Here is a 25,018-nt window from a genome sequence, read left to right on the forward strand (position 1 = left end):
ACATAATTTGTTATTAGATTAAAATAGTAACGAATTATGTTTTTTCTTTTTTAAAAACATTACAAACATGTCAGACATAGAAGAAATAGAAGTACGCGGCGGGCAAGGACAGGTTGTAGACCCTGAAACTTACAGAGATTCTATCGGAACTATGGACCAGTCCGGTAAAAGGAAATGGGTATATCCCAGAAAACCTAAAGGAAAGTATACCAATTACAGATACCTGGTAAGCGCAGGCTTACTGCTCTTTTATTTTACCGTTCCCTTTATTTCCATTAACGGCAATCCGTTCTTTTTATTTGATGTGATTGACCGGGAGTTTTACATCTTCGGGCAGCCTTTTTATCCGCAGGATTTTTTTATCCTCACTTTGGGTGCCATTGCTTCTTTAATATTCATTATTGTATTTACCATAGCTTTCGGCAGAATTTTCTGCGGGTGGATCTGCCCTCAGACAATTTTCCTTGAAATGATCTTTCGTAAAATAGAATATGCGATTGAAGGAGACCGGAATAAGCAGATGAAGCTTGACAGGCAGGAATGGAACAGCGAAAAGATTTGGAAGCGGGGCTTAAAATGGGGTGTTTATGTAATCATATCATTAATTATCACCCATTTTATGCTGATGTATATTGTAGGGTATAAAGAGATATTCAAGATTATATCAGAAGGGCCTTTTGCTCATCCTACCAATTTTATTGTAATGGTACTCTTTACTTCAGCATTTTATTTTGTATTTGCATGGTTCAGGGAACAGGTATGTACGCTGGTATGTCCATATGGAAGATTACAAGGTGTTTTAATCGACAAAGATACCATTAATGTATTCTACGATTTTAACAGAGGGGAGAACAGAGCCAAATGGAAAAAAGGGGAAGACCGGAAAGCAGCAGGAAAAGGAGACTGTATAGATTGCCATCAGTGCGTAGTAGTATGTCCTACAGGAATTGATATCAGAGACGGCCAGCAATTGGAATGTGTCAATTGTACTGCATGTATCGATGCCTGTGATGAAGTAATGGAAAAAGTAGGGCTTCCGAAAGGGCTGATCCGTTATGCCTCCGAAAATGAGATTGAAAAACGGACTGAATTCAAATTCACCGGAAGGATGAAAGGGTTTGCCGTAATTCTCGTTCTGTTGGTAGGCTTTTTAGGATATCTTCTTTATAACCGCGGTGAAATGGAGGCTAAATTCATTAAGCCTGCAGGAAGCACATTCTTTGTAAGGGACGGAAATATCACCAATACCTACAATTATACTTTCCTGAATAAAACAAATGATAAAAAAACAGTTACCGTTAAAATCATAGAACCTAAACACGGAGAGGTAATTTACAGCGGATCAAGTAAAATTACTGTGGATAGGGATAAGATAACAAAAGGTACCATTAACATAAGCTTTCCGGAAAAGGAAATGAATCTTTCCAAGCAGAACATCACCATTGGTGTATATGATATGAAAGGAGAACTGGTAGATTCTTACCAGACTTATTTCGAGGGGCCGTTTAAATTACAATTTTAATTTTTAAAGATGAAAAACTTTAATTGGGGACACGGTATGGTAATCGCATTACTGGCGTTCATCATTTTTATATTGTCCATGCTGTTTTTATTTCCGAACGGACAAAAAAATTCGGAAATGGTAACGGAAAATTATTACGAAGAAGAACTGAAATACCAGGATGTAATTGATGCCAAAGGAAGAGCAGACCAGTTGCAGGAAAAACCGGTATACAGTCAGGATAAAAACGGGATTAAAATAACATTCCCGAAAGAATATGACAATTCAAACGCAACGGTAAAATTTGTTTTAAACAGAACCGACGACCAGAATCTTGACATTCATAAATCGGTACAGTTGGATATGAATAAATCATTTTTAATCCCTGCACAGGTATTGACACCGGGAAATTACACGTTGAGATTAAGCTGGACAAAAGATAAAAAAGACTACCGGCTGGATTATGATGTAATATGGAAGTAGCACTTGTTATATCAGCCATTGCACTGGGTTTCGCTTCCGGGTTCCACTGTGTCGGAATGTGCGGACCTATCGCATTATCCATGGGGCTGACTAAAAAACAGGCAACCAACTTTTACCTTCAGAATCTCACGTACCAGTTTGGAAGAATATTTACTTATTCTCTTTTGGGCGCGGTATTGGGAATCATCGGTGAAGGTTTTGAAATGGCCGGTTTCCAGAAATACCTTACCATTGCTGTAGGTATTCTGTTGATTGTTATGGCAGTATTTTCTTTCGGAGGTAAAGATTTTGCATCAAAAATCCCGTTCTTCTCTAAGTTTCTGTTCAAAGTGAAATCAAATTTAGGAAGACTGCTTCAGAAAGCGGATTACCGTTCAAGATTTACCACAGGGCTGCTGAACGGTTTTCTACCGTGCGGCATGGTTTATATGGCTCTGACAGCCAGTCTGGCAAGCGGAGGGATATGGCAGGGAGCTCTTTATATGGCCTTATTCGGTTTTGGGACCCTCCCGTTCATGTTTGCTGTAGTTTTGGTCGGGAACCTCATGAATCAGGCATTCAGGATAAAAGTATTAAAAGCGGTTCCTGTAGTCATGATTATTCTGGGAGGACTGTTTATTGTACGGGGCCTCGAATTGGGCATTCCTTATATCTCTCCGAGAGCAGAAGCAATGACCATATCAAGGGACAACCAGGGTGACTGCCATTTGCCGGGAGACCACAGTACGCATGATCACAATGCGGATTGTCATTGATAAAATAAAATCAGGATTATATAAACAAAACGGATCAGTTAATCTGATCCGTTTTTATTTTATGTTTATAATTTTAATTAATTGATCACATCAAATCTTGTATATTCAGCAATCTTCTTTGGAAGTTTAATACCTTCCGCAGTCTGGTTGTTCTCCAGCAATGCCGCCATAATTCTTGGCAGTGCCATCGCAGAACCGTTCAGCGTATGGACGAGCTGGGATTTTCCGTCTGCTTTGTAACGGCACTTCAGCCTGTTGGCCTGGAATGTTTCAAAATTAGAAACAGAACTTACTTCCAGCCACATTTCCTGGGCGGCGCTCCACACCTCGAAATCATAAGTCATGGCAGAAGCAAAACCGGTATCGCCACCACAAAGCCTTAACACCCTGTAAGGAAGCTCAAGGTCAGTTAATATTTCTTTAATATGCTCTACCATTTCTTCCAGGACCGCATAAGAATTTTCAGGTTTTTCAATCCGTACGATCTCTACTTTCTCAAACTGATGGAGACGGTTCAGTCCTCTTACATGGGCTCCATAACTCCCCGCTTCCCTTCTGTAGCATTGAGAGAAAGCTGTGTTTTTTATCGGAAGCTCTTTTTCTTCAAACAGAACATCACGGTAAAGATTGGTTACCGGAACCTCTGCTGTCGGGATCAGAAAAAGAGTCTCAGCAGTTGTATTATTGGCAATTTCATACATTTGCCCTTCTTTATCCGGAAGCTGCCCCGTTCCATATCCGGAAGCTTCATTGATTACGTGAGGAGGATTCACTTCCATATAGCCTTTCTCTACATTTTTATCCAGGAAATACTGAACCAAAGCCCTCTGCAGTCTTGCTCCTTTTCCAAGATAAACGGGGAAACCGGCACCTGCAATCTTTACACCCAGTTCAAAATCAATCAGGTTGTATTTTTTCGCCAGTTCCCAGTGAGGGATCGCACCTTCACCAAGCCCTTCCACATCATGAGACTGATAAATGGTCTCATTGTCTTCTGCAGAAGCCCCGCTTTTTACCAGTTCGTACGGAATGTTCGGGAGCTGATATAAAATAGTGAGTAGATCTTTTTCTCTTGTATCCAACTGAGATTTCAATTGTGATGTCGATTCTTTAAGCTGTGCGGTTTTAGATTTTGCGGCTTCAGCTTCTTCTTTTTTCCCTTCTTTCATCAAAAGCCCGATTTCCTTGGAAATTTTATTGCTCTCGGAAAGCTGGGAATCCAGTTCAAACTGAATTTTTTTTCTGTCATCGTCAGTAGCAATAGCCTCATCTACCAACTCAAGATTCCTGAACTGTCTTTTTTTAAGACCTTCTAAAACGCGCTCTTTGTTGTCGCGCAAAAAATTGACTTGTAACATTTTATTTAGATGTTAGTGATTATAATGTTGTGCATTGAAATGCCAACAGTTTTGCAAATGTATAAAATTATTTTACGATTGTCACTACGTTCGGCACACCGTCCTGCTTGGTAAATCTCAGCGTATCATTGTAATAGACTTTCGAGACTTCGAAAACGCTTGGTGTCATGCGGTACTGCACTTCAAGTTTATCATTGATGGTATCCAGAATGGTATTATTGAGCCTTTTGATCAGTGAAACCGTAATGACTGAATGGTATGTCTTATTTTCAGGATTAAGGGTATCCAGCCCTATCCTTCTGGCCCCCGCAATATATTCTATGAAAAGTGTAGAATCCGCTGTTGCCCTGAGTGAAGTATTAACAGGAGCAAGATCTGCCACTCCATTCACATCATTCATGGAATAGGTAAAATAGGTTACACCTGCTTTGTTGTTAAGAAGATCCCGCCCGGTGCCGTTTTTCATATAAATATTTAAAATCTGATCAATTCTCTGCACGTCGTCATCGTCCGTCTTGCAGCTCAGGAATGCACAGAAAATCACCAGAAATCCAAAAATAATATTTCTCATTTCACACAAAGATAAAAACTTATTTTAATTTTACTGCTGATTTATCCGAGCTTTGGAATTATTTGCTTTCAGCCCAGTTCCGGATCTGAATTATCTTCTCAGAAACTTTTTCAGTAAAAGGTTCATTTCAACCCTGGAGAGTATAAAATCATGGATATGGAATTCCGTAATCTGATAAAACCTCCAGAACAGCAAAGCAGATGAAAGGCAATATGACGCCGAAGTAATTATACATGCACCACGGATTCCCCATTTGGGAATGACAAAAACTGAAGAAATAACCGTAAAAACAAGCCCGATGACCGACTTTACATTTAAAATCCTCAGCTTATTGATTCCGGCAAAATAATACCCGATGATATTGCTTACGGCAATGGCTAAAATTCCGGGTGAAAGATACAGGACAATCTCTTTAGTCTGGCTGAAATCCTTCCCGAAAACCAGGGAATAAAGCTTTGCAGGAATCATCAGCATTATTGTAATAAATAACAAAGTAACTAAAAAGCTTACCCGTAATGAAACTTTGGTTTTTTCAATAGCTTCATCAGAATTTTTATTATTGAGGACATCCGCATACAGCACTACGGAAAGGCTTCGGCTTACCGTCCAGATCGCTTCGGAAAAGGCAATGCCTACGGAAAAAATACCGACACTTATAATTCCTCTGAAATATTCCAGAAAATAAAAGGACAGCCTGTTATTCAAAAATTGTAAAAAAGTACTCAGCTGGATTTTCCAGCCGTAATTAAATAACCTGCCTACTGTTTTTCCGGAAAATGAAATCTGCTTTAAATTACAATATTTAAGGACCTGAAAAGTGCTCATAAGAAATAAAATCCCGAAGCAGCAGATCTGAGCCATAAAATAGGCATTAACAGAAGTGATCTTAACAGCATACACGATGATGATGATAAATACAATGTGGATAACCTGTTGTAAAACAGTATAAAGATTAAACATTTTCATATTCTGCTGCCCGACAAATAAATTAACGTTGGCGGCGAGGAGCGAAGATAAAACGGAGAGAGCCATCAGGTACCTGGAATATTCCGAAGCATGATTAAAGCTGAAAATTAGAGGCACTGAAATTCCCATGGCAACTGACCACAGATAGGCAAAAGGGAGGATTTCTTCCGTTTTGTATTTTGAAGCAAAATAACTCATGCTGCTTCCTACAAAAATATTGGCGAAAAAACTGATGATGGTAAGGTCTGCAATAACAATGGAAATGATGCCCTTCCCTTCACTACCCCACCTATTGGCGGAGTAAACAACCAGCCCGAAATTTAATATTAAAATCAGAAACCGGGAAACAAGCGTTTTCAAAATCGTCTTCTGCTTCATCCCGGAACTGTTGAATTTCTTACGAAGTTTACAAATGATTGCCTGATAGCATTCCAGTTATATTTTGTATCATATTCTCTTCTGGCATTCTGCGCATGAAGTGCATACAGATCAGGATTATCTATATAATCCAGGACCAGGCCGGCAATGGCTTCGGCATCTTGGGGATTAACAAGATATCCGAATTTTGAAACATCCAGATGTAGCCTTATCGCTTTCAGATCTGTATAAATTACGGGTTTTGCGGAAGCTGCATAATAAAATATCTTAATCGGGAGACAGTGGTGGTTTTCAAAATTCAATGCCCTTAAATCAAAACAGATATCAGCATCGGCATAAGCTTCCGTAAAAGTTTCAAAGGAGGCAGATTTTCTGATGGTCATATGTTCAAACTGATACTTAGAAACCAATTCAGCAAAATACGTCCTGTCTTTTTCTTTTCTCGCTCCTCCGATCAAAAGAACGCAGACCTCAAGCTCAGGCCTTTTCTTCCTAACCCTGTCAACCGCCGCAAAAAAATTACCGATTCCTTTTTCTTCGGAAAACTGACCTGTATAACCTAAAGTGATTTTATTTGTTTCCGGTTTTTTACGGTTTCGATGGATATAAATATCATCCGGGTAATACGGCAAAACCATCGATTTCTTGAATGGGAAAAAGTAGGCCAGCGGAAATTTTTTCGTGTCTTCACCGAAAATATAATGGGTACTTAAAAAGCCTGCATACAGTTGAATCAGAAAAAATTTCACTGCATGAACAGCGTTAAAGGGAAATTTAAAATGTTCTACCATCCTCATGGAAGGGTACCATTCGGTTATATCATAAATAACGCTTACCTTTTTGCTTTTCCTGATCTTCCGTGTGGAAATAACGGCTAACGGCTCGGAGCAGATAATACAGTCCGGCTGAAATTCATCAATGATTTTTCGAAAAACCGCTTTTTTTTCTTCTGTATTTTTATCTAAAACTGAACAGGACTCAATCTGAATTCCTCCAGCAATACCTTGGAATTCTGAGGAAAGACTGCTTATTTTAACCTGATGGCCCTGATCCTGTAAGGCTTTTGCCTGATGATAGAAAATCCGGTCATCATCGTATCGGTGGGCAGTTGTTAGAAACAGAATTTTAGACATTTTTTCAGGATTTCAGGATCAAAATATTGCAAATATACTTAAAGCAAAAAAAAGTAGACTGCTCCACTTTTTTTTTTACTCATATTTGTTAATTATTTGATGGAAGCCGCCCAGCTCCTGTCAAGCGGTAAAAGAAAATTCCCTATAAATTCCAGATAGGTGTTCTTTGAGAAATCAAAGACCTGAATATCTCTGGAAACTTCTCCGCTTCTTACTTTATTTTTAAAGTCAATAAGCTTCAGTGTCTTTACTTCATTGTTTTCAATAAAACAGGCTTTCATCCTGTCAAACAGGCCAAGCCGGTATTGTTCGTCAATTTCCCTCATTACTTTACCCAATGCATCAATACTGCATCCGGAAGCCATTTCCTTCTCTTCATCAACACAAATAATGATGAACTGATTTTTCTCAATCTTAAAAGATGATGAAAGCGGTTTGCCGTGGGCAGCCCAGTTTGCCAAGAAATCAAAAAGCTTTTCCGTAATTGCTTTTGCTTCCTTTGTTTCCAGCGGCCTGGATGCCGGATATATGATAACCCTATAATCGTTGGTCTCTACTATGTTTGATTCTTCAATCTTCATTTCTGATAAATTTAAAGGATAAAATTACGCAATTTTCCTGAGTCTGAAACTATTGTATTTTTTTCCTGCCGCCCAGAGGAATACCACAAAAAGCATCATGATAAACCCGAAGAAGAACCTCAGTCCTGATGAATGCGGGAAAAATATGAACTTAATGTAAATATTGGTAAAAATCAGCAATGAGCAAATCCTGATCCACGGGTCTTTTGAACACCAGAATGTCAATCCTACCAATAGTAATGACGTAAGCGTTACTTTTTTAAAATAGATGATTTTACTGAAAAAAACTTCAAAATATTCTTTTGCACCGAAATCAGGCGGCGGCCCGGAGATAAAGTGTCGCCTGTGGATAAAAGTATCGTAAAAGAGATGCTTCCAACCCGGATAATGACAGATTTTAATGATAATTATATACAGAACCAGAAGAATAAAACCCTGGACTGCAAAACTGAAATTCAGTTTTTTGTTTTTATAATACTCATATAATCCTTTAACAGCAAGATAACTTAATGTAAGCGGAATATAGTCAGGCCTTATAAAAATAATGGCAAACAAGACCAGAAACATCAGCCAGGGTTCCCATTTCTGAAGCAGACCGATCATAAATACCAGCAAAAACTGGAAAATGAATATATCGGGCGTTGAGATTCGCGACATATAAGTCATAGGAGGCAAAATAATAATGCCAACCGTTATCACACCTGCCAGAAAATAATTTTCGGGGAAAGTAATTTTTAATATATAAAAAAACAGGAGCCCTGAAATGAAATAAGAGATGATGCTTAGCATCAAAACAGAGTCTGGAGGCGTAAGGCCTGCTGTATACAGTGCTGAAACGGCAAAATTATACCCGACTTTAATCTGAAAATATGGCAGCTGTTCGCTGAATGCTTTGGTATTACCGGCAAAAACCTGACGTGCTTTGTCGGGAGGGTTTAGAATACCGAGAATATCTTTATATTCCGGTTCCGGGGCTTCTTTTCGGATTTCGTTATACGTAAGTATTCGGACTTTATCCTGATCATTCGGATATTTAGAGGTATATAAACAACCGATATATCCCGGCATATCCCAGTCGAAAATTCTGTTTGTATAATTCCAGAAGCTAAGACCGCTGACAATAATAAGTACAATAAGAAAGGAAAGCCTCCACTTTATTTTCATAAGATATTAAGATCAATCATTTAAGATTCATTATTATCCTATAAATCTTCTGCTTCTGCCAAAAGCTCAACGATATCTTTTACGGCAACTTCTGAATTTTTATTAAAATGTTTTACTCCGTCTGTTAACATCGTATTACAGAACGGACAGCCTGTTGCAATTACTTTAGGCTCAAAAGATAGCGCTTCTTCTGTTCTTTCAATATTTACATCCTTATCACCTTTTTCCGGTTCTTTGAACATCTGTGCACCACCGGCACCACAGCAGAGGCCATTGGTTTTGCAACGCTTCATTTCCACCAGCTCGGCATCAAGCTTTTCGAGCAGCATCCGCGGTGCTTCATATTCATTGTTTGCTCTTCCCAGATAGCATGGATCATGAAAAGTAATCTTCTTACCTCTGAAGGCACCTCCCTCAATTTTCAGGCGGCCTTCTTCCATCAGATTCTTGAGAAACTGGGTATGGTGGAGCACCTCATAATGTCCTCCCAGGCTCGGATATTCATTTTTCAGGGTATTAAAACAGTGTGGGCAGGCCGTAACGATTTTTTTAACTTCATATGCATTCAGCACTTCAATGTTTGTTAAAGCCATCATCTGAAATACAAATTCATTTCCGGCACGTTTCGCAGGATCTCCCGTACAGCTTTCTTCCTGTCCTAAAACAGCAAATTCAACCCCGATTTTATTCAGTATTTTGCAAAATGCTTTCGTAATCTTTTTAGCACGGTCATCGAAACTTCCGGCACAGCCCACCCAGAATAAAACTTCCGGGGCCTTTCCTTCGGCAGCGTATTCTGCCATGGTTTTTATATTGAAATCCATTTGATTTTCAGTTTATCAATATGCCACAATGTATAAGTTTTGCCTGTTATACACTGTTGCACTATTCTGTTAATTAGTCATTTGCCCATTTCAGTCGATCTGCCTGGTTGTACTGCCAAGGAGCCGCATTGTTTTCAACATTCGTCATCATCAGATTCAGTTCCTGCGGTGCAGCAGACTGTTCCATGACCAGGAATCTTCTCATATCAAAAATAATTGAAAGCGGATCTAACAGTACAGGACAGGCCTCTGTACAGGCATTACATGTGGTACATGCCCAAAGCTCTTCTTTGGTAATATAATCGTTAAGGAGTTTTTTGCCGTCGTCTTCGAATTTACCGTTGTTTTTATCGATATTCCTTCCCACTTCTTCCAGACGGTCCCTGGTTTTCATTAAGATCAATCTGGGAGAAAGTTTTTTCCCGGTAATATTAGCCGGACACACCGCTGTACAACGGCCGCATTCCGTACATGAATAGGCATTCAGCAGCTGAACCTGATTAAGGTCAAATACATCTTCCGCACCGAATTTTGAAGGCGCTTCCGCCTCACCTTCTGCAGGAGCTGCATAAGGATCCGCATTCGGATCCATCATCAGTTTGATTTCCTTAGTGACAGATTCCAGGTTATTGAACTTCCCTTTCTTCTCCAGGTTTGCAAACCATGTGCTTGGAAAAGCCAGTATAATATGTAGGTGTTTAGAATAGTAAAGATAATTCATAAAGAAAAGGATTCCTACAAAGTGAAACCACCATGCAGCCCGTTCTGTAAAAATCAGAAATCCGTTATCAAAGCTGAAAATTTCCAAAAACGGGACGAAGATCATCTGGCTTATAGGAAAAGATCCCGCCTGGTGAAAACCTTCTGCACCTCTCATCTGTAAAATAGAATCTGAAGCGTTCATGGTAAAGAAGGCCATCATCAAGGCAAACTCGATAATCAGGATCCAGTTGGCATCCTGTTTCGGCCATCCGAACAGTTCTTTCATGGTTAATCTTTTTACCCCGTAAAAATTCCTTCGGATAAAAAACAGCACCACTCCGATAATCACCAGCAATGCTAAAACCTCTAACGTAGCTGTAAAGAAACCGTAAGAACCACTTCCGAATATGGAGAAAAGAAACCTGTGGGTTCCGAAAATCCCGTCAATAATAATTTCAATAAGTTCAATATTGATGATAATAAAGCCTACATATACAAAAAGGTGCAAAACTCCGGCAATCGGGCGTTTGACCATTTTGCTCTGGCCCATCGCCACTCTGGCCATGGTTTCCCAGCGTTCTCCTTTTCTGTCAGTCCGGTCAATTTCACGGCCCAGCCTGATATTTCTGTAGATTTTCTGCAGGCTTTTTGCAAACAGCCCAAAACCTGCCACCAATAAAACAAGAAAAATAATAGTACTGATATATTGCATACCGTAAAGGTTATTCTTTAGAATTCTTGCCGAAGACCGAGAAATTCACGTATCGCTTAGGATTCGCTTTCACATCTTCAAGCAGGGTATTCAGGTTGGTAGATGCTGCATTCAGGTTATTGTAAAGCTGATCGTCTTTCATGATTTTACCTAAACTTCCCTGGCCGTTATCAATCCCGGAAATTACCTGGTTCAGCTTTCCTACTGTATTGTCAAGGTTGGCAATGGTAGCATTCAGTTTTTGGGTATCGATGCTTTCTGCAAGGGTACCGTATTTGTCTAAGGTAACTTTACCGCTCTGCATGGTAAGGCTGGCATTATCAAGCACTTTCTGAAGCTTAGGATCATTGTGACCTACCAGTGAATTGATATTTCCTGCAGTAGTTTGTAAGGCGCCTACCGTTTTATTAAGGTTGGACAGCAGCAATCTTATCTCTTCTCTGTTCTGGGCATTCACTACCTGGTTAGCACTTGACATTAAAGAATCAACACGATATAAAACGGTCTGCAACTGATCTTTTACCGGACCTACCTGAGAAGAAAGGCTTCCTAAAGTACCAAGTTTAAAAGCTCCTTTTAAGGTATCGCCATCCTTTGCCGTTACACCTCCATACATTAGATTAATCCTCATTTCTTTCCCGGACATCAGTCCCGGCTCAAAAATTTCCAGTGTTGAATTTTTTGAAAATTCAAAATTATTGTCAACTGTTATTTTTACAAGAAAATCGATTTTTCCGTCTTTGGATGTATGGGGAATAATTTTATCAACCTGCCCAACCTTCAGACCGTTAATGGAAACGGGAGAAGACTGCGCGAGTCCTTCAACGTTTTCATATTGGGCATAAAATATATTATCGGTAGTAAAAAGGCTTCTGCCTTTCATGAACTGAAACAGCACCACAAAGCCTACAATGGCTAAAAGTGCGATTACACCAGCTTTTAATTCTTTACTGAACTTCACTTGCTAAATTTTTCTAGTGAGCAAATATACTACATTTAAATTAATGTTTTTTTGTACTGCCCTGTGTTAAACACAAAAAAAGCGGCAAAAACTTTGCCGCTTTTTATCTTTATTAAAAATAATCTTTTATTGTTGCTGAGCACCTGCTTTATTCCAGATCTCAATTCTGTAGTCATCAATATCAGAATTGTCCTGCAGGCTCTTCAACCAGGCCTGTCCGAACATTCCTCCGTTTCTCTGGGTAACAGATTCTGTAAACTGCTTAAGATCTCCAGGCTGCTTGTTTACGGTTTCATTCTTCTTGATGAGTACATAAACACCAGTCCCGCCTTCAACAGGATTGGAAAGCTTCCCTTTCTGAACCCCGAATGCTGCACCTGCAACTTTAGGCTCCATAGCACCGGCCACTGAAGGATTCAACAAGTTAACCTGTGCCGACTGTTTGGTTGTCCCGAACTGCTTGGCAATCTGATCAAGGCTGCCTGCTTTCCCGATTTTCTCGGCAATCTGTTTTGCAGCAAGTTTATTCTTAACCACAATTTCGATCTGATCTCTTACTGATTCAGGATCTGCACTTCCTTTCTCCTGCTTCCCATTCAGGTATACTACAATTTTATCTCCTGTGCCTTCCACCGTAAAGAATTCGGTATCTCCTTTTTCTCTTTTCTTATCAAAAGCCCAGGCTAAGATTTCCCCGTCTTTTTCTGTTCCTAACCCCTGAAGCTGACCGTCGAATCTCTTCGCCTGCTTAGGATTGGAGAACTGATAGTTTCCTTTTTTGGCAATATTCACGAAATCATTGAAAGATTTCCCCTGCACCTGCTGGATAAAACGTCTTGCTTTTTTATCTGTTTCGGCTTCCGTTGCATCAGACGGCTTCACTGCTTTTACAAGGTTAGCCACCTTGTAGCTCATGGCTCCGGCTTTTTTATCTTCAATATTGATGATGTGGTAACCGAACTGAGTTTCCACTACTCCTGTTGCTCCTTTAGGATTGTTTGCCAGGTAAGTTAAAAATTCAGGAACAAAAGGTGTTTCCGGGGTTGTCCAGCCTAAGCTTCCGCCTTGTGCAGCAGAACTTGGGTCGTTTGACAGCTTAAGGAATTCCGTGAACTTAGCAGGATCGGCTTTTACAGCAGCTCCAATGGAATCCGCAAGTTTTTTGGCGGCTTCTTTAGATCTTGTAACCCCTTCTCCTGCAGGGCTTCCTTTAAAGGCAATCAGAATATGTCTTGACAATGTAGAATCTGAGGTTTTTTTATCCAGAAGCTTAGAAACCACATAGAAGTTCTGCTCTTTGTAAGGCCCGAAAACCTGTCCGACAGCAGCAGATGGAACCTGCGCCTGAATGGTCTGCGGCAATTGGGCCGGACTCATATACTGTGCGTTGAAAGGCATATCAGAATTGGCCATTACGAACATAGAGTCGTTTTTGGTATTCTGGAAATTTTCTGTCCCGCCGCTGGCATCAGTTCCTCCTGAAAATAGTTTATTGATTTCTTTCTGAGCTGCTGCATCATCTGCTGCACTTGGCTGAGAAGGGAAATAAACCACCCCAAGATTTCTGCTTGCTTCCGCTTTGAACATTACCGGGTGCTGCTTGATATAGTTTGCCAGATCTTCAGTGGTTATTTTGATATTATTTTTCTGAAGGTAAGCTGCATAATCAATTTTCACGAAGTCGATATCCGCTAACTGATCTCTCTGCTTCATTAATTCTTCAGCTTCTTTTTTACCGGTAGTAATCCCTATAGAAATATTGGCAAATACCTGTCTTGCCATCAATCTGTATTCGATTGATTTTCTGGTTTTCAGCCATTGGTTGTACCCTTCCGGCGAAGCTGCCTTCATTTCCTCTATCTGTTTTTTAAGCTCCTGAGTTTTGAAATTGCCTTTTTCGTCGAAAAACTGCTTCTGCTGAGCAAACATCTGATCATACTGAAGCTGATTCCAGAAATAATCCTCCGTCATTTCGAAGCCCATTTTTTCAAATTGCTGCTTGATCAGTTTAGACTGCACAAGCAACTGCCAGGCCTGTTCTTCAAGACCTGTTTTCGGCTGACCCTGCTGGTCTGCCTGTTGCTGTAATACGAAAAGCTGGTCATTAAACTCCTCACGGGTAATTTTCTCACCATTCACTTTTCCTAAAACATCAGGATTTTTACCAAAAACCTTATCGATACTTTCGGGGTTTACAAGGAACGCCAAAAGCGCCAGTGCAATTACTCCCATCAAAAGCCAAGGCCTACTCCTAATTTGTCCTAAAATTGCCATTATATAAATTATAGTTTTTTATCAGTGTGCGAAAATACACATTTTTAAGAAATTACGGAAATCCAAGTCCTTTTTTTAATTTTTTTAAATTTAAAAATTAAAAAAAAGGAAATTTTGACCATTTTTTATGCAGAAAAACAAATGGCATAAGTCTTGTGCAACTTTAGCCCCCATCATATATCCTACTTATTATAAAAGATATGGTGAAATTTCACGTTAACGAATTAAAACGGTAATGACAATTTGTCATTCGATTAACTATGACAGAGTTTGAAGATATTAGTTTAGAAGAGATGATAAGTGACGGATTTGATATTGTAGCGGAAGAAATCAGTCTTTCTGACCTTTCTGAAACAGAGAAAAATTCCGGACAAAAAATATTCCCGATCCTTCCTGTAAGAAATATGGTAATGTTCCCCAATGTGGTCATGCCTATTACCGCAGGAAGAAAAACATCCATCCAGCTTTTGGAAGAAGCCCAGAATAACGGCGAACTGATAGGAATCGTAAGCCAGAAAAGCTCGGACCTTGAGCAGCCGGCAGAAAAAGACATGTATCAGATCGGCACCCTGGCAAAAATTATAAAAATCATTAAGCTTCCTGAAGGCAATATTACAGCCATTACAAAAGGATTTTACCGGTTTAAGGTTAAAAAAATCACTGAAACACAGCCTTATTTCAAAGCTGAGATTTCCAAATTGAAAGACGGAAAGCCGAAAAATCAGGAAGAATATGAAGCTCTGCTGGAAAATGTAAAGGATCTGGCTTTAAAAATCATTGAGCTTGATCCCAATATCCCGAATGCAGCCAATTTTGCCATAAAAAACATCAACAACAATGATGACCTGCTGAATTTCATCTGTACGAATGCCAATTTCCCATCCTCTGAAAAGCAAAAGCTTCTGGAAGAGAAAAATTTGATGGAAAGGGCCAATAAATGCTATGAAATGATGCATGAGGATTTTAGGAAACTTGAGTTGAGGAATCAGATCCATCAGAAAACTTCCAAGGATCTTGATAAGCAGCAGAGGGAATACTTCCTGAATCAGCAGATCAGGACCATCCAGGAAGAGCTGGGCGGCGGACCGGAAAATGACGTGGAGGAACTGATTCTTAAGGCGAGAAAGAAAAAATGGAATGAAGAAGTAGAAGAGCATTTTCAAAAGGAAATCAACAGGCTGCAGCGCCAGAATCCTAATTCTCCGGATTATAATGTCCAGAGAAACTACCTGGATTTTTTTACGGATTTACCGTGGGATACCTTTACCAAGGACACTTTCGATATTGAAAAAGCCCAGAGGATACTGGATAAAGCCCATTTCGGGTTAGAAGATATAAAGAAAAGGATACTGGAACACATGGCAGTCCTGAAACTGAAAAACAACATGAAATCCCCTATCCTTTTATTGGTAGGACCTCCGGGCGTTGGGAAAACCTCATTGGGAAAATCTGTTGCCGATGCACTGGGAAGAAAATATGTACGTGTTTCTTTAGGCGGGCTTCATGACGAAAGTGAAGTACGAGGCCATAGAAAGACCTACATCGGGGCTATGGCAGGAAGGATTCTTCAGTCTATTAAAAAATCAGGGACATCCAATCCTGTCATTGTCCTGGATGAAATCGATAAGGTAGGAAAAGGAATGCACGGAGACCCAAGTTCTGCCCTTCTTGAGGTGCTTGATCCTGAACAGAACAAGTCTTTTTACGATAATTTCCTGGAAATGGGTTATGACTTATCTAAAGTGATGTTCATTGCGACAGCCAATTCACTATCAACCATTCAGACTCCTTTACTGGACAGGATGGAAATCATTCAGATTTCAGGATATACCCTGGAAGAGAAAAGCGAAATTGCCAAAAGACACCTCATAAAAAAGCAGCAGGAAGAAAACGGCCTGGATGCAAAATCATTTAAGCTCGGGAATGCTGAATTAAAACACATCATAGAAGCACATACTTCAGAAAGCGGGGTTAGGACCCTGGAAAAAAGGATTGCTGCGATCGCCCGTTGGGTAGCTTTACAGACTGCTTTGGCAAAAGAATATGACCCGAAAATATCAATCGCAAAAATTGATGAAATCCTCGGGGTGCCGAGACCGAAAAGCCTGTCTGAGCTTACAGATGTTCCGGGAGTGGTTACAGGCCTTGCCTGGACAAGCGTGGGCGGAGATATTTTATTCATTGAAAGCATCATCAGTAACGGAAAAGGTGCGCTGACCATGACCGGTAACCTGGGGACCGTTATGAAAGAGTCTGCAACCATTGCGCTGGAATACATTAAAGCGAAACATGATGAACTGGGACTTACACAGGATGATATTGAAAAGAAGAACATCCATGTTCACGTTCCTGAAGGAGCAACACCGAAAGACGGACCGTCTGCAGGTATTGCCATGCTTACCTCAATGGTTTCTTCATTTAGGAATAAAAAAGTAAAGCCCCATCTTGCCATGACAGGCGAAATTACGTTGAGAGGGAAAGTACTTCCTGTAGGCGGAATTAAGGAAAAGCTCTTGGCTGCCACACGGGCGGGAATCAAAGAAGTTATTCTTTGTGAAGCCAACAGAAAAGATGTTGAAGAAATCAAAAAGGATTATCTTAAAGATCTTAATGTCCATTATGTCAGCTGGATGAATGAAGTCCTTGAACTGGCTCTTGAAAATAACTGATACTAATTTATCATCATTAATAAAAGCATGCCTCAGATCCGGGGCATGTGTTTTTATCTATACTCTACTGGCTTTTATTTAAAAAATATGGCATAGAATTTTCTAATATCCTGAAAGAATCCGGCTGATCGATCTAAATATTTTTTCGAAGGGTTTTATTATTTTTAAAGAACATTGAAATTATGAATCTACTTCGGCTCCCTTTTATTGTCAAGCTTACCCTTGTCGTGATCTCAATTATCGGGATCGGTTACCTTTTAGCATTGGGACAGAGTATTTTAGCTCCTTTCTTTCTTGCTTTTCTGATGGCCATGCTCTTCTTACCTGCCGCAAATTTTATGGAAGAAAAACTGAGGTTTTCCAGATCCATATCAACCATCGCTTCGGTACTGATTATGCTGATGATTTTAACGGGAATGATTTATTTTTTCGGGTCACAATTATCTGATTTCAGTAAGGATATTCCGCATCTTAGGGTACAGTTTACGTCTGTTTTTAATGACCTGCAGCATTGGGTTTCCAAAACGTTCCATGTAAAAATAGATGAACAGCTTACTTATCTTGACCAGGGCCTGAGTAAAATTCTCTCTTCTTCAGGTGTGATTTTGGGTTTTACCTTCGGGATTTTTTCAACAGGGCTGGGCTTTATTGTTTTCTTTATCCTGTTCTTTATTTTTATCCTGAATTACAGAAGGGTCCTGAATAATTTTATTGTAACCGTTTTTAATGAAAAACATAAGGCAAGTGTTCAGGAAGTAGTTCGTGAAGTGAGAATCATGACCAAAAAATATATTGTCGGGCTCTGTCTCCAGGTTTTAATTGTCTCAACCCTTACTTCTATTGTTCTGACAGTACTAGGCGTGAAATATGCAATTTTACTGGGTGTTTTAACCGGCCTGCTGAATGTTATACCTTACCTGGGAATCTGCATTGCCCTTTTAATTTCGTGCTTCATTGCTTTTGCCACAGCGGCTCCGTCAACCTGTGTTTATGTGCTTATCGGATACATCGGTGTCCATATTATCGACGGGAATATTGTCCTGCCTTTTGTAGTAGGCTCAAAAGTAAAGATCAATGCTCTATTTTCGTTTATCGGTATTATCATAGGAGAACATTTGTGGGGAATTGCAGGGATGTTCCTTTGCATTCCGGCCATTGCGATTATTAAAATTATACTTGAAAGAGTAGAAGGCTTACAGCCTTGGGGAAAACTCCTTGGTGAAGAGGAAAAACCTGATCAAAAGAAGAAAAGCTATAAGTTATCAAAAAGCATTACGCTGAAAGAAATGGACTGATTATGATCAGAACAAAAAAATTTATAACATAACAAGAGCCTTCCAACATGAAGGCTCTTTATTTTATAATATAATTCAGAATAAATTAATTATTTTACTCGTATGGATATTACTTAAAAAATCATACAAAAGCACTGAACCCTGTAATAGACCTTCCCACAATCAGGGAATTGATTTCTTTGGTCCCTTCATACGAATAAATGGCTTCGGCATCGGCAACAAATCTTGCCACATCATATTCCAGAAGTATCCCGTTCCCTCCCAGGACTTCCCGGGCCCTGGAAACGATATCGCGGGTTCTCAATGTGCAGAATACTTTTGCTAAAGAAGCGTGCTCATCTCTAAGAATACCCTCATCCTGCATTTCAGACAGCCTGAACACCATCGTCTGCATAGCGGTCAGATTAGATAGCATCTCTACCAAATGCCCTTGGATCATCTGGAAAGAAGCAATCGGTTTTCCGAACTGTTCCCTCTTTCTGGTATAATCCAGGGCGCTTTCATAGGCTCCTCTCGCACAGCCCGTTGCCATCCAGGCTACTCCTGCCCGGGTCATTCTAAGAACTTTTCCCGTATCTTTAAATGAATTGGCATTCTGAAGCCTGTTTTCTTCAGTCACCAGACAATCTTTTAACGTAATCAGGCCGTTCTGAACAATTCTCAATGCCATCTTGCCTTTAATTTTCTCAACGGAGTAACCTGGATTGTCTTTTTCTACGATAAACCCTTTTACTTCGCCGTCACCCAGATCTCTCGCCCAGATAATTACCAGATCGGCAAACGTTGCATTTCCGATCCATTTTTTCTGTCCGTTCAAAATCCAGCCTTCAGGTGTTTTCTTACACGTTACCGTTAAACCTCCTGCCGCTCCGGAACCTACTTCAGGTTCTGTGAGTCCAAATGCCCCGATTTTTTCAAACTTCTGCATCTGGGGCAGCCATTTCTGTTTTTGCTCTTCAGAGCCGCAGATATAGATGGACCCCATGGCCAACCCCGACTGTACGCCGAAGAATGTAGCGATGGAAGCATCAATCCGGGCCATTTCCATGGCAATCACCCCTTCCATCAGAAAAGGCATTCCCGGACAGCCATATCCTTCATAGGTGACGCCGCAGATATTAAGCTTCTGAAATTTCGGGATCAGTTCATGCGGGAACTCATCCCTGAGCCAGTAATGATTCACCAGAGGCTTCACTTCTTTTTCCATAAACTCCCTCACCTTAAGCTGAATTTCGCGCTGTTCCGGTGACAGTGTATGGTAAATATCATAGAAATCGCCATCAATAGGCGGAAGCTCTTTCTTTTTCCGGTCCGGATCCAGCATTTTCATCATGTCTTTTAACTGCTTATCATCCAGCTTGGAAAAATTTTCCATCAGCTTCGGAAGATTTATTTTTTGTGAGATTTCACCCAGTTGATCAAAGTCGATGGATCTGAACAATTCTACTGCATTTCTGATTTTAGAAAAAGTATCTGACATAATAATGTATTGTGTTTGACTGGTAAAAGTTAGCAAAATTTAATCTAAAAACACGTATTCGCAGTTTAATTTATTTTACAAAATATTGATTTCAACATCTTTAAAACAGAATTTCCCTTTACAAGATTTTACCTGTGATATTCAAACATTACAAACAATACTGTCTGAACTTTGAATAAGCAGAACAGTAATAATCAACCTAACTGAGTTGCCGTCAGCTTAACAGTTATAAAGATCTGTGAAATGACGGCAGCATCTTACATCATAAACAATAAATACCCGTAAAACAATAAATACCCGTATATGAAAGCCACTTACAAATTATCAATCGCAATAGCGCTTTTACTTGGAACCTATTCATGTAAAAAAGGAGAAGCTTCATCACAAGCGCTTAATCCTTATTCTACTGTAGATTCTGCAGCAGTTATGAATTCCGACAGCATTTCTTCTGCCGCTACCATGGAAATACAAAATAAGCAGTTCATTAAAACGGCAGAGGTCAGCATGGAAGTGAAAGACGTTTATGATACGACCGTTTCTATTGAAAAATCAGTTCAGGATCTGAGCGGATTTGTTACGCACAGCAATTTGCAAAGTAATGTCGTTTCAGAAGAGACATACAACACTTCAAATGAAAATGCAGTTCTGGTGAAAAAATACCAGACTGAAAACACTATGCAGGTAAGGGTTCCCACTGATAAGCTTGGTGCTTTTTTAACTTTAATCAATGATAAAAAACTATTCCTCAATTCCAGGACCACCAATGCCGAAGATGTGACATCCAATATAAAATATGCTGAACTGGAAAGCCTGAGAAACAAAAAGACCGCCGACCAGATTGCGCAGATGAATACCTATAAAGATAAAGTAGACATGGGAAACAGCAACATGAAAGAAGGCAATCAGCAGCAGTTGGAAAACATGAATATTGCAGATCATCTAAAATACAGCACGGTTGACATTTACATCAAAGAACCAAAGATCCGAAGCGCGGCAATCCCCGTTACCAATACGAAAAGCATTGATGATAAATACAAACTTGATTTTCTGTACAGCGCAAAATCTGCTTTTGTAGATGGATTTTATTTGATTCAAAAGATTTTTATCATACTGATTACCATCTGGCCGCTTGTACTGATTGCAGCAGCCGTTATATTCTTTCTGAAAAAAAGAAAACCTGCTGGAAAACAACAGAGCACAACGGAAATTTAAGTGTCCGACCTTATCGTTGTCTCTATATTACAACGCCTGAAACTTCGGATCTCCAGGGTTTGGATCAGGATCGTGAAGCGCCAAAATAACTTATAATAAACAGGATCCTTTTTATCTGATCAGAACCCATAGATTGATTTTTAATTCTCTATTAACATCATTGGCGTAAAATTCCTTAAATTTGCAATCAGTAATTTTACAGGATGATTTGGCATCCAACAAGCCACATCCGAAGTCACAACTCTAATTCTAAACTATGCTGTCAAAAATAAATCCTACTCAGACCAATAGCTGGAAAGCCCTTGATGAACATTTCGGTAATAATGATTTCGATTTACGAAGCCTTTTTGCCTATAACCCGAACCGTTTTGAGGAATTTTCAGTGAAAAAAGATAATTTCCTTTTTGATTATTCCAAAAACCTGATTGATACAAGAACCAAAGCGCTTTTACTGAACCTTGCAGAGGAATGCCTGCTGAAGGACGCGATTTCTAAAATGTTTTCGGGAGACAAAATCAATGAAACAGAAGGAAGAGCTGTTCTGCATACGGCTTTGAGGGATTTTTCCGGTAAAGAAATTTTAGTTGACGGTGAAAATATCAAACCTCAGATTAAGAGAGTTTTAGATCATATGAAATCGTTTTCTGAAAGCATTATTTCAGGAAACCACAAAGGATTCAGCGGAAAAGAAATTACGGATGTCGTGAACATCGGGATCGGTGGTTCAGATCTGGGACCGGTAATGGTGGTATCTGCCTTAAAGCATTTTAAAACAAGGTTAAACGTGCATTTTGTCTCCAACGTAGACGGGAATCACCTGGCGGAAGTGGTGAAAAACCTAAATCCTGAAACTACCCTGTTCATCATTGCGTCCAAAACATTTACGACCCAGGAAACCATGACCAATGCCAATTCGGCAAAAGACTGGTTCTTACAGGCAGGGAAACAGGAAGACGTAGCCAGGCACTTTGTTGCTTTATCAACCAACGTTCAGGCGGTTAAGGATTTCGGGATTGCAGAAGAGAATATTTTCGAATTCTGGGACTGGGTTGGCGGAAGATATTCGCTTTGGAGCGCAATTGGTTTAAGCATCGTGCTTGCAGTAGGCTATGAAAATTTTGAGCAGCTGCTGAAAGGTGCCTATGATACAGACCAGCATTTCCAGACGGCAGACTTTACTGAGAATATTCCCGTTCTGATGGGGCTTTTGGGAATCTGGTACCGTAATTTTTATGCAGCGACAAGCCATGCCATCCTTCCTTACTCACAGTATTTAGACCGGTTTGCAGCCTATCTTCAGCAGGGGGATATGGAAAGTAACGGGAAATGCGTGGACAGAAGCGGTGAATTTGTAGAATATGAAACCGGCCCGATCATCTGGGGAGAACCGGGAACCAACGGGCAGCACGCTTTCTATCAGCTGATCCATCAGGGAACAGAACTGATTCCTGCAGACTTTATTGCATATGCAAAGAGCCCGAACAAGGTTTCTGATCATCAGGATAAATTATTGGCCAACTTTTTTGCCCAGACAGAGGCACTGGCGTTCGGGAAAACAGAAGAGGAAGTGGAAGAAGAATTAAAAAATGCAGGGAAGTCCGATGAAGAAATAGATTTCGTATTAAACTATAAAGTATTCCACGGAAATACCCCAACAAACTCCATGATGTTCAAAGAACTGACACCGTTTTCTTTAGGACAGCTGATTGCACTGTACGAACATAAGATTTTCGTTCAGGGCGTGATCTGGAACATCTTCAGTTTTGATCAGTTCGGAGTGGAACTTGGGAAAGTATTAGCGAATAAAATTTTACCGGAACTTGAAAATAATGAGGCAGTCAGTTCTCATGACAGTTCAACAAACGGGTTGATTAATTATTATAAATCAAATAAATAACTGTTAAGGATTTTCATTAATTTTGATTAAAAATAAAGATATGACACAGATTATCATTAACCTGAACAATAAGGAAAAAGAGACTTTTGTGGAAACTTTTTAAAAAAAATGAAAACCAGTTTTGAAAAAAATGAGGATGATTTTGGAATGACGGATGCGATCAGAAAAGTGATTGAAAGATTAATAGAAGATGAAAACATGTATGTAGATGCCAAAGGATCTTTAAAAAAGATTTCTGAGAAATATGGCATATAAAATAGTTTTGTCTCTAAAAGCAGAAATTGAAATCAGTGATGCTTTTCACTATTATAGTAAATTTTCAAAGTCACCTGCAAAATAATTTAAGGAACAGCTATTGGATTCTTACAGAAAAATTCGGCAGAATCCTTTTTTTGAGAAAAAATATTATAACGTAAGAGTATTGCATTTTCAAAGTATCCTTATATTATTGTGTAAGGTAGATGAAACTGCAAAGAAAGTTTTTGTGCTTTCTGTATTCTGCACCCATCAAAATCCGGAAAAATATCCTTAAAAATCTAATAATAAAAAGTAATAAAGTAAAATGGCAGAAATTCTTGACGGATTAAAAGTATCCAAAGAAATAAAAGCAGAAATCAAGGTTGAGGTTGACAAAATTCTTGCGGGAAAAAGAAGAGCACCACATCTTGTGGCGATCCTTGTGGGGAATAACGGGGCAAGCAAAGCGTATGTGAACTCTAAGGTGAAAGACTGTGAAGAAGTAGGCTTTCAATCCAGCTTAATTAAATTTCCGAGCACCGTTTCCGAGTCTGAATTACTGGAAAAAATTGAGGAACTTAATAAAGATAAATCTGTAGACGGTTTTATCGTTCAGCTGCCTCTACCGGATCAGATTGACCAGGAAAAGATTATTAACGCTATTGATCCCAGAAAGGATGTAGACGGCTTCCATCCTGAAAATTTCGGAAGAATGGCTCTGGAAATGGATACATTCCTGCCGGCAACCCCATTCGGGATTTTAACTTTACTGGAAAGATATAATATTGAAACAAAAGGCAAAGACTGTGTGATCATCGGAAGAAGCAAAATCGTGGGCAGGCCTATGAGCATCCTGATGGGAAGAAAAGATTTCCCGGGAAATTCTACCGTGACGCTGACACACTCTTACACCAAAGACATCGAAGAATATACCAAAAAAGCAGACATTGTGATTACCGCACTGGGTGATCCTCATTTTTTAAAAGGCGACATGATCAAAGAAGGAGCCGTGATCGTTGATGTAGGAATCACCAGAGTAGACAATGACTCTCCGAAAGGGTATTACCTGGCCGGTGATGTGGATTTTGACAGTTGTGCTGCCAAAGCAAGCTGGATCACGCCGGTTCCCGGAGGTGTAGGGCCTATGACAAGAGCAATGCTGATGAAAAATACCATCATTGCTTATAAAACTTCAGTCTATAACGACTAAATTGATAATGAAAATAGAAGAAGATATTTTATTAAAAGAAGGTAAAATGCTCCCTGTAATGGAGCATTTTTACACTCTTCAGGGGGAAGGGGCACATACCGGAAAAGCAGCTTATTTCATCAGATTGGGTGGCTGCGACGTCGGGTGCCACTGGTGCGATGTAAAGGAAAGCTGGGATCCTACTTTACATCCGTTAATGAATGCAGAGGAAATTGCAGAAATGGCGGCAGGCCACTGTAAAACAATTGTTTTAACAGGCGGTGAACCGCTAATGTGGAACCTGGATATTTTAACATCCCGATTGAAGGAACTGGGATGTACAGTCCATATCGAAACTTCAGGAGCCTATCCGCTAAGCGGGCAGATTGACTGGATCACCCTTTCGCCAAAGAAAACAGGCCTTCCCAAAGAAGAAATTTACCAGAAGGCCCACGAGCTGAAAATGATTGTTTTCAATAATAATGATTTTCAGTTTGCTCAGGAACAGGCTGCCAGAGTTTCTGAAAACTGCACGCTTTATCTGCAGAGTGAATGGAGCAAGCGCAATGAGATGTATCCGAAAATTACAGATTTTATCCTGGCACACCCGAAATGGAGAGCCTCGGTACAGACCCACAAATACCTGAATATTCCGTAAAAATACATATCTTAGCCT

The 25,018-nt window shown here is 39.8% G+C and carries 21 protein-coding genes; 10 read left to right on the plus strand and 11 right to left on the minus strand.

Annotation, left to right across the window (positions count from 1 at the left end):
* The first annotated feature begins 67 nt into the window (after nt 1-67).
* From ccoG to SD427_RS17635, 3 genes are read left to right on the plus strand one after another with little or no spacing between them, the layout of a single operon-like run.
* The gene (gene ccoG / locus SD427_RS17625) at nt 68-1,522 is read left to right on the plus strand and encodes a cytochrome c oxidase accessory protein CcoG (protein ID WP_320559086.1); all 1,455 of its coding nucleotides are present in this window, start codon (nt 68-70) and stop codon (nt 1,520-1,522) included.
* Nucleotides 1,523-1,531: 9 nt separating this feature from the next.
* Nucleotides 1,532-1,984, plus strand: a complete 453-nt coding sequence (locus tag SD427_RS17630; RefSeq protein ID WP_320559087.1) for a FixH family protein — start codon at nt 1,532-1,534, stop codon at nt 1,982-1,984.
* A complete protein-coding gene (locus SD427_RS17635; protein WP_320559088.1) occupies nt 1,975-2,739 on the plus strand; it encodes a sulfite exporter TauE/SafE family protein in 765 nt (254 codons plus the stop codon). The genes SD427_RS17630 and SD427_RS17635 overlap by 10 nt, the downstream gene beginning before the upstream one ends.
* A 77-nt stretch (nt 2,740-2,816) precedes the next feature.
* Here SD427_RS17635 and serS read toward each other — a convergent pair whose 3' ends face one another.
* From serS to SD427_RS17685, 10 genes are all read right to left on the minus strand, one after another.
* Nucleotides 2,817-4,097 carry a serine--tRNA ligase gene (gene serS / locus SD427_RS17640; protein WP_320559089.1) on the minus strand — a complete coding sequence of 427 codons (1,281 nt, stop codon included), beginning with the start codon at nt 4,095-4,097 and terminating at the stop codon, nt 2,817-2,819.
* A gap of 67 nt (nt 4,098-4,164) precedes the next feature.
* The gene (locus SD427_RS17645; protein ID WP_320559090.1) at nt 4,165-4,668 is read right to left on the minus strand and encodes a hypothetical protein; all 504 of its coding nucleotides are present in this window, start codon (nt 4,666-4,668) and stop codon (nt 4,165-4,167) included.
* 90 nt (nt 4,669-4,758) lie between these two features.
* A complete protein-coding gene (locus SD427_RS17650; RefSeq protein ID WP_320559091.1) occupies nt 4,759-6,012 on the minus strand; it encodes a polysaccharide biosynthesis C-terminal domain-containing protein in 1,254 nt (417 codons plus the stop codon).
* Nucleotides 6,009-7,145 (minus strand): glycosyltransferase, encoded by a 1,137-nt coding sequence (locus SD427_RS17655; protein ID WP_320559092.1) that lies wholly within the window; start codon nt 7,143-7,145, stop codon nt 6,009-6,011. The genes SD427_RS17650 and SD427_RS17655 overlap by 4 nt, the downstream gene beginning before the upstream one ends.
* Nucleotides 7,146-7,237: 92 nt before the next feature.
* The gene (locus SD427_RS17660; RefSeq protein WP_320559093.1) at nt 7,238-7,726 is read right to left on the minus strand and encodes a hypothetical protein; all 489 of its coding nucleotides are present in this window, start codon (nt 7,724-7,726) and stop codon (nt 7,238-7,240) included.
* Nucleotides 7,727-7,750: 24 nt separating this feature from the next.
* Nucleotides 7,751-8,890 (minus strand): hypothetical protein, encoded by a 1,140-nt coding sequence (locus SD427_RS17665; protein ID WP_320559094.1) that lies wholly within the window; start codon nt 8,888-8,890, stop codon nt 7,751-7,753.
* A gap of 38 nt (nt 8,891-8,928) precedes the next feature.
* Nucleotides 8,929-9,714, minus strand: coding sequence for a (Fe-S)-binding protein (locus SD427_RS17670; protein WP_320559095.1), 786 nt, complete (start codon nt 9,712-9,714; stop codon nt 8,929-8,931).
* 73 nt (nt 9,715-9,787) lie between these two features.
* Nucleotides 9,788-11,128: a (Fe-S)-binding protein gene (locus SD427_RS17675; RefSeq protein WP_320559096.1), complete on the minus strand. Its 1,341-nt coding sequence runs from the start codon at nt 11,126-11,128 to the stop codon at nt 9,788-9,790.
* Nucleotides 11,129-11,138: 10 nt separating this feature from the next.
* Nucleotides 11,139-12,089, minus strand: coding sequence for an MlaD family protein (locus SD427_RS17680; RefSeq protein WP_320559097.1), 951 nt, complete (start codon nt 12,087-12,089; stop codon nt 11,139-11,141).
* Between the two features lie 126 nt (nt 12,090-12,215).
* Nucleotides 12,216-14,363, minus strand: a complete 2,148-nt coding sequence (locus SD427_RS17685; protein ID WP_320559098.1) for a peptidylprolyl isomerase — start codon at nt 14,361-14,363, stop codon at nt 12,216-12,218.
* Between the two features lie 260 nt (nt 14,364-14,623).
* Here SD427_RS17685 and lon point away from each other — a divergent pair, with 260 nt between their 5' ends.
* Together lon and SD427_RS17695 are read left to right on the plus strand one after the other, a co-directional pair.
* A complete protein-coding gene (gene lon, locus SD427_RS17690; protein WP_320559099.1) occupies nt 14,624-17,032 on the plus strand; it encodes an endopeptidase La in 2,409 nt (802 codons plus the stop codon).
* Between the two features lie 182 nt (nt 17,033-17,214).
* Nucleotides 17,215-18,327: an AI-2E family transporter gene (locus SD427_RS17695; protein ID WP_320559100.1), complete on the plus strand. Its 1,113-nt coding sequence runs from the start codon at nt 17,215-17,217 to the stop codon at nt 18,325-18,327.
* Nucleotides 18,328-18,448: 121 nt separating this feature from the next.
* On the opposite strand, the gene SD427_RS17700 is transcribed toward SD427_RS17695, so the two are convergent.
* Nucleotides 18,449-19,807 (minus strand): acyl-CoA dehydrogenase family protein, encoded by a 1,359-nt coding sequence (locus SD427_RS17700; protein ID WP_320559101.1) that lies wholly within the window; start codon nt 19,805-19,807, stop codon nt 18,449-18,451.
* A gap of 303 nt (nt 19,808-20,110) precedes the next feature.
* Here SD427_RS17700 and SD427_RS17705 point away from each other — a divergent pair, with 303 nt between their 5' ends.
* From SD427_RS17705 to SD427_RS17725, 5 genes are all read left to right on the plus strand, one after another.
* Nucleotides 20,111-21,019, plus strand: coding sequence for a DUF4349 domain-containing protein (locus SD427_RS17705; protein WP_320559102.1), 909 nt, complete (start codon nt 20,111-20,113; stop codon nt 21,017-21,019).
* Nucleotides 21,020-21,275: 256 nt separating this feature from the next.
* On the plus strand, nt 21,276-22,916 hold the full coding sequence (gene pgi, locus SD427_RS17710) for a glucose-6-phosphate isomerase (RefSeq protein WP_320559103.1): 1,641 nt from the start codon (nt 21,276-21,278) through the stop codon (nt 22,914-22,916).
* A 108-nt stretch (nt 22,917-23,024) separates the two neighbouring features.
* Entirely contained in the window at nt 23,025-23,171 is a 147-nt protein-coding gene (locus tag SD427_RS17715; protein WP_320559104.1) for a hypothetical protein, read from the plus strand.
* Nucleotides 23,172-23,478: 307 nt separating this feature from the next.
* Nucleotides 23,479-24,363, plus strand: a complete 885-nt coding sequence (locus SD427_RS17720; protein ID WP_320559105.1) for a bifunctional 5,10-methylenetetrahydrofolate dehydrogenase/5,10-methenyltetrahydrofolate cyclohydrolase — start codon at nt 23,479-23,481, stop codon at nt 24,361-24,363.
* 7 nt (nt 24,364-24,370) lie between these two features.
* Nucleotides 24,371-25,000, plus strand: coding sequence for a 7-carboxy-7-deazaguanine synthase QueE (locus SD427_RS17725; protein WP_320559106.1), 630 nt, complete (start codon nt 24,371-24,373; stop codon nt 24,998-25,000).
* Nucleotides 25,001-25,018 lie beyond the last annotated feature (18 nt).

The organism is Chryseobacterium sp. JJR-5R (genome assembly GCF_034047335.1).
GTDB lineage: Bacteria > Bacteroidota > Bacteroidia > Flavobacteriales > Weeksellaceae > Chryseobacterium.

Coding starts and splice junctions, on each gene's coding strand:
- SD427_RS17715 (WP_320559104.1), top strand. CDS start 23,025: ATGAAAACCAGTTTTGAAAAAAATGAGGATGATTTTGGAATGACGGAT.
- SD427_RS17655 (WP_320559092.1), bottom strand. CDS start 7,145: ATGTCTAAAATTCTGTTTCTAACAACTGCCCACCGATACGATGATGAC.
- SD427_RS17705 (WP_320559102.1), top strand. CDS start 20,111: ATGAAAGCCACTTACAAATTATCAATCGCAATAGCGCTTTTACTTGGA.
- SD427_RS17660 (WP_320559093.1), bottom strand. CDS start 7,726: ATGAAGATTGAAGAATCAAACATAGTAGAGACCAACGATTATAGGGTT.
- SD427_RS17700 (WP_320559101.1), bottom strand. CDS start 19,807: ATGTCAGATACTTTTTCTAAAATCAGAAATGCAGTAGAATTGTTCAGA.
- SD427_RS17670 (WP_320559095.1), bottom strand. CDS start 9,714: ATGGATTTCAATATAAAAACCATGGCAGAATACGCTGCCGAAGGAAAG.
- pgi (WP_320559103.1), top strand. CDS start 21,276: ATGCTGTCAAAAATAAATCCTACTCAGACCAATAGCTGGAAAGCCCTT.
- SD427_RS17665 (WP_320559094.1), bottom strand. CDS start 8,890: ATGAAAATAAAGTGGAGGCTTTCCTTTCTTATTGTACTTATTATTGTC.
- SD427_RS17650 (WP_320559091.1), bottom strand. CDS start 6,012: ATGAAGCAGAAGACGATTTTGAAAACGCTTGTTTCCCGGTTTCTGATT.
- SD427_RS17630 (WP_320559087.1), top strand. CDS start 1,532: ATGAAAAACTTTAATTGGGGACACGGTATGGTAATCGCATTACTGGCG.
- serS (WP_320559089.1), bottom strand. CDS start 4,097: ATGTTACAAGTCAATTTTTTGCGCGACAACAAAGAGCGCGTTTTAGAA.
- ccoG (WP_320559086.1), top strand. CDS start 68: ATGTCAGACATAGAAGAAATAGAAGTACGCGGCGGGCAAGGACAGGTT.
- SD427_RS17720 (WP_320559105.1), top strand. CDS start 23,479: ATGGCAGAAATTCTTGACGGATTAAAAGTATCCAAAGAAATAAAAGCA.
- SD427_RS17725 (WP_320559106.1), top strand. CDS start 24,371: ATGAAAATAGAAGAAGATATTTTATTAAAAGAAGGTAAAATGCTCCCT.
- SD427_RS17675 (WP_320559096.1), bottom strand. CDS start 11,128: ATGCAATATATCAGTACTATTATTTTTCTTGTTTTATTGGTGGCAGGT.
- SD427_RS17695 (WP_320559100.1), top strand. CDS start 17,215: ATGAATCTACTTCGGCTCCCTTTTATTGTCAAGCTTACCCTTGTCGTG.
- SD427_RS17635 (WP_320559088.1), top strand. CDS start 1,975: ATGGAAGTAGCACTTGTTATATCAGCCATTGCACTGGGTTTCGCTTCC.
- SD427_RS17685 (WP_320559098.1), bottom strand. CDS start 14,363: ATGGCAATTTTAGGACAAATTAGGAGTAGGCCTTGGCTTTTGATGGGA.
- lon (WP_320559099.1), top strand. CDS start 14,624: ATGACAGAGTTTGAAGATATTAGTTTAGAAGAGATGATAAGTGACGGA.
- SD427_RS17645 (WP_320559090.1), bottom strand. CDS start 4,668: ATGAGAAATATTATTTTTGGATTTCTGGTGATTTTCTGTGCATTCCTG.